The organism is Planktothrix mougeotii LEGE 06226 (genome assembly GCF_015207485.1).
GTDB lineage: Bacteria > Cyanobacteriota > Cyanobacteriia > Cyanobacteriales > Microcoleaceae > Planktothrix.
Window position 1 is genome coordinate 1 of the sequence record NZ_JADEWU010000144.1, and the last position, 4,496, is coordinate 4,496.

At 38.4% G+C, this 4,496-nt stretch carries 3 protein-coding genes and 2 pseudogenes; 3 read left to right on the forward strand and 2 right to left on the reverse strand.

Annotation, left to right across the window (positions count from 1 at the left end; translation table 11 throughout):
- Positions 1 to 5: 5 nt before the first annotated feature.
- Both IQ236_RS27325 and IQ236_RS27330 read right to left on the reverse strand, forming a co-directional pair.
- A complete protein-coding gene (locus IQ236_RS27325; protein WP_193872363.1) occupies positions 6 to 425 on the reverse strand; it encodes a hypothetical protein in 420 nt (139 codons plus the stop codon).
- A gap of 199 nt (positions 426 to 624) precedes the next feature.
- A complete protein-coding gene (locus IQ236_RS27330; protein ID WP_193872365.1) occupies positions 625 to 2,349 on the reverse strand; it encodes a CTP synthase in 1,725 nt (574 codons plus the stop codon).
- Between the two features lie 255 nt (positions 2,350 to 2,604).
- Here IQ236_RS27330 and IQ236_RS28410 point away from each other — a divergent pair.
- From IQ236_RS28410 to IQ236_RS28420, 3 genes and pseudogenes are all read left to right on the forward strand, one after another.
- Positions 2,605 to 3,120 (forward strand): annotated as a pseudogene (locus IQ236_RS28410) (DUF4347 domain-containing protein); the annotation flags it as partial.
- Positions 3,121 to 3,177: 57 nt separating this feature from the next.
- Positions 3,178 to 3,858: pseudogene (locus IQ236_RS28415) on the forward strand (choice-of-anchor L domain-containing protein); the annotation flags it as partial.
- Between the two features lie 45 nt (positions 3,859 to 3,903).
- On the forward strand, positions 3,904 to 4,496 hold a 593-nt coding region (locus IQ236_RS28420; protein WP_407676173.1), incomplete at its 3' end, for a Calx-beta domain-containing protein.

Genomic DNA, 4,496 nt, shown 5'->3' on the forward strand with positions numbered 1-4,496 from the left:
CTCCTCTACGGCACAGAATATCCTGTTTTTTGATGAATAAAATCTAGGACTTTAGAATAAGCTTCGGAATTAGTTTGAGGATTAATAATAATGGATTCTTTGCCATCAGGAAGCCAAAACATAATGCGTTGGCTGGAATCAAATACAAAGGTACTCAAACGATTCAAATCAATAATATATTCATGCCGATCATAAACAATTTTAACCCAATAGTTGCCGATGGGATGGAGAGTAATCCTTTGAATATAAGCTAAAATATCTTCATAAGTTTTAGGATTATTGCTATTATTAATAATAATAGGTTTGCCATTATCTGGCAACCAAAATGTAATTCGTTTGTTAAATCCAGATGCAAACGCACTAATACTATCCAGATCAATTAGATATGTTTCTCGCTCATAATTCATTTTGATCCAGTAAGCCACAAGACCTCCTCAGACCTGTGAATCCTTGCCGGGACTCAACTCGTTTCCTACTCAATAAATTCGATAACAGACTTCTAGGAAAATCATCACTCACCCCTTTTCCCCGGTTATAAAATCAGGATGATCGGGTGAGTGCAAAATTTTCCTTCAGATTAGAAATGGATGCCCCTAGTATTTTTCCCAAACTGCATTGATAATTTTAGGATACTTCCGCCGGAGAATTAAGCACGGAAGGAGACTGTAATTCCGTTGGGTTTAATTGCCCGTTGCTGGGTTGAGTTGTTAAGGTTTGGGTTTTTTTTAATAAGTGGGTTGTTGCTTCCACAAATCCTTGAAATAGGGGGTGAGGGCTATTGGGTCGAGACTGAAATTCGGGGTGAAATTGGGTCGCAACAAAGAAAGGATGATTAGGAAATTCAACAATTTCTACTAAACGACCATCGGGGGAAGTCCCACTAATCGTATAGCCAGATTCTAAGAATAATGTTCGGTAGGCATTATTAAATTCATAACGATGACGATGGCGCTCATAAACAACTTCCTTCTGATACAGTTTAAACGCTAAAGTATCCGGTTGTAAACGGCAGGGATATAACCCTAAACGCATGGTTCCCCCTAAGTCTACAACGTCTTGCTGTTCGGGTAATAAATGAATCACAGGATTGGGAGTTTCTGGGTCAAATTCAGCACTGTGCGCTCGTTCAAGTCTAGCTTGATGACGCGCCCATTCTATCACTGAACATTGCATTCCTAAACATAATCCCAGGAAGGGTATTTTTTGTTCCCGTGCATATTCAATGGCTGCTATTTTACCATCGGTTCCCCGTTGTCCAAATCCTCCAGGAACGACAATTCCTTGCACATTTTTGAGGTAAGTTTCCGGGTCATTCCCTTCAATATCTTCTGAGTTAATCCATTCTAAACTTAATTCTGCACCCACTTGAACGGCTGCATGACGTAGGGCTTCAACAACGGATAAATAGGCATCCGTTAACTGGATATATTTCCCGACAATGGCAATTTTAATGTTAGGATGGGGAAGTGGACATTTTGTATTGAGATCCCGATGATAAAGCCGATCAACTAAAGTTTGCCATGCCGTTAAATTGGGTTCTCGTTGTTCTAATTGTAACAGCTTTAAGGTTTGTTCGGCAAGTCCTTCTTGTTCTAAAAGTAAAGGCACTTCATAGATACTATTGGCATCACGGGAGGTAATCACACAATCAGCTTCGACATCACAAAATCCGGCAATTTTTTCTTTAATTCCCAAAGGAATTTGGCGATCGCAACGACACACTAAAATATCCGGTTGAATCCCAATAGAACGTAATTCTTTAACCGAATGTTGGGTGGGTTTTGTTTTCATTTCCCCGGAAGCACCTATCCAAGGAATTAAGGTAACGTGTAAATAAATAACATTTTTGCGTCCTACATCTTTACGAAATTGACGAATTGCTTCTAAAAAAGGTAAGGATTCAATATCACCAACGGTTCCTCCTACCTCGGTAATCACAACATCTGGATTCGTATTTTTTGCGACTCGATGAATGCGTTCTTTACATTCATTAGTAATATGAGGAATGACTTGAACAGTTCCGCCTTGATAATCTCCCCGACGTTCTTTATTAATCACAGCTTGATAAATTCCGCCAGCCGTGACACTATTAAGACGGGACATCGAGGTATCGGTGAAGCGTTCATAGTGTCCCAGGTCTAAATCGGTTTCCGCCCCATCCTCAGTGACGAAAACTTCACCATGCTGGAAGGGACTCATGGTTCCAGGGTCAACATTAATATAAGGATCAAGCTTAAGAATAGAGACAGAATAGTTCCGGGACTTGAGCAGGCGTCCTAAACTTGCAGCAACAATTCCTTTGCCAATACTGGATACCACTCCACCCGTTATAAAAACAAACTTAGTCATAAAAATTACCTGAACGTCTCTAATACTCTATCAATTGTGCCATAAGCGCTTCCAGAAATTGAGATTAACTCACAATTCCGTAGGTTCCTATGCCTTTAGTTAATATCAACTCCAACTCAATTAAAGCGTTTACATTGGGGCAAAAAACGCTATACTGAATTATTCTACCTCATTACTAACCCCAGGGAACTTAATAGGATTAAGCCAGATTTGATTGACCCCTTGAATCGCTTTCATCATATAATCCGATCTACTATGACTGTTTTTACCTCCTTGCTCCATTTTGGGTTAGATTTCATCACTACCCGTAATTCGTTGAACTTTTCCCCAAGTTCTGAAGCGGTTACTGAAATTTTATTTATTGATTCGAGCGTTACCAATTATCAAGATTTACTATCAGGAATAAAACCGGGAATCTACCCGGTGTTGTTGAAGGATGAAAGGGATGGCATTCTTCAAATTAGTGAACATTTGAGATCCTTTAAAAATTTAGAAGCTGTTCATTTAGTTTGTCATGGTAGTCCGGGTGAACTTTATCTAGGAAATAGCAGTTTAAATTTATCGAATTTATCGAATTATATTCAATCGTTGCAACAATGGTCAAAGGCTTTAAATCCCCAAGCTGATTTACTTATTTATGCTTGTGAAGTGGCTGAAGGTTGGCAAGGAAAAGCCTTTGTTAAAGCCTTAAGTCAAATTACCCAAACTCAGATTGCTGCGACAACTGAAAAACTGGGTCAAGGCTATTGGGATTTTACCCTTAAAACTGGAATCATTAAGGCTGAACTTGCCTTTAAACCCCAAATTTTAACCACTTATAATCACCAATTAGCATTTGCAGTTACTGTTAATAATAATTCCCAAGATTTACTCAATACTCTCCTGGGAAATACAAGCGGATTAAGTAATTTTTCCTTAGAAATTACAGGAGATCCCAATGCCATTGGTTTGTTTCAAGATGATCCTTTTGGTTTAAAGTCGGGAATTATTTTAAGTACCGGAAATACGGTAGAAATTCCGGGTGTTAATACTATCTCTAGTTTTGACAGCGATTTAAGTACGGATTTGGGAGACTTTGGTGTAGCGGGAGATGCAGTTACCTTAACCATTACCTTTGATGCCAATGAAACAGCCAAACAATTATTCTTTCAATATGTCTTTGGGTCTGAAGAATTTGTAGAATATGGAGGAGACATTTTTAATGATTCCTTTGAACTATTATTAAACGGAAATAATCTCGCTAAACTCAGTGATGGTCAAACCGTTACAATTAATAACTTAGTTCCCAATGGAGAGGATTCTAGTGTTTTTCATCCTGATTATATCGACAATCCTAGTAGCCCTAATACCCTAACTAAATTAGATGGTTATACCCAAGTTTTAACCTTTTCAGGGGATATTATTCCTAACAGTCAAAATACCTTAACGATTCAAATTCAAGATGTCTCTGATGGCTCATTAGATTCGGCTGTTTTTCTCAAAAGTGGTGCATTAGGAACGGCTTTACCTACGGATACAACGCCATCTGTTAGTTTCTCTCAACCCACCTATCAAATTAATGAAGATGGCAGTTTAATCAGTTCAGAAATTACGATTAACCGCAGTGGAGATGCAACCCAACCCGCCAGCGTTGATGTAATTTTAAGTGATGGAACTGCCACCGGAGGGACAACCCTAACGACAGGAATTGACTATAATAATAGTCCCATTTCTGTTAATTTTGCTGCCAATCAAACCACCGCTATTGTCAAAATTCCGATTAATTTAGATGATAGTAGTGAACCGACAGAAACCGTTAATTTAGCCTTAGCAAATCCCAGTAACGGCATAGCATTAGGTTCTCAATCTACGGCAGTTTTAGATATTGTTCAACCTAATACTATTTTACCTTTCGTTAATCTCGGTATTAGCCCACAGTCTTTAACAGAAAACGAAACTTTAACGGTATCAGCAGTCTTATCTTCAGTTACAAATCAAGATGTTAGTATTCATTTAGGATTTCTCGGAACTGCCCAAAAAAATGTTGATTATACCGTCTCATCAAATGTGATTGTAATTCCGGCGGGGTCAACCAGTGGAAGCATAACCTTAAGCACCATTAATGATAATTTACTGGAAGAAAATGAAAGCATTATTGTTGATTTATC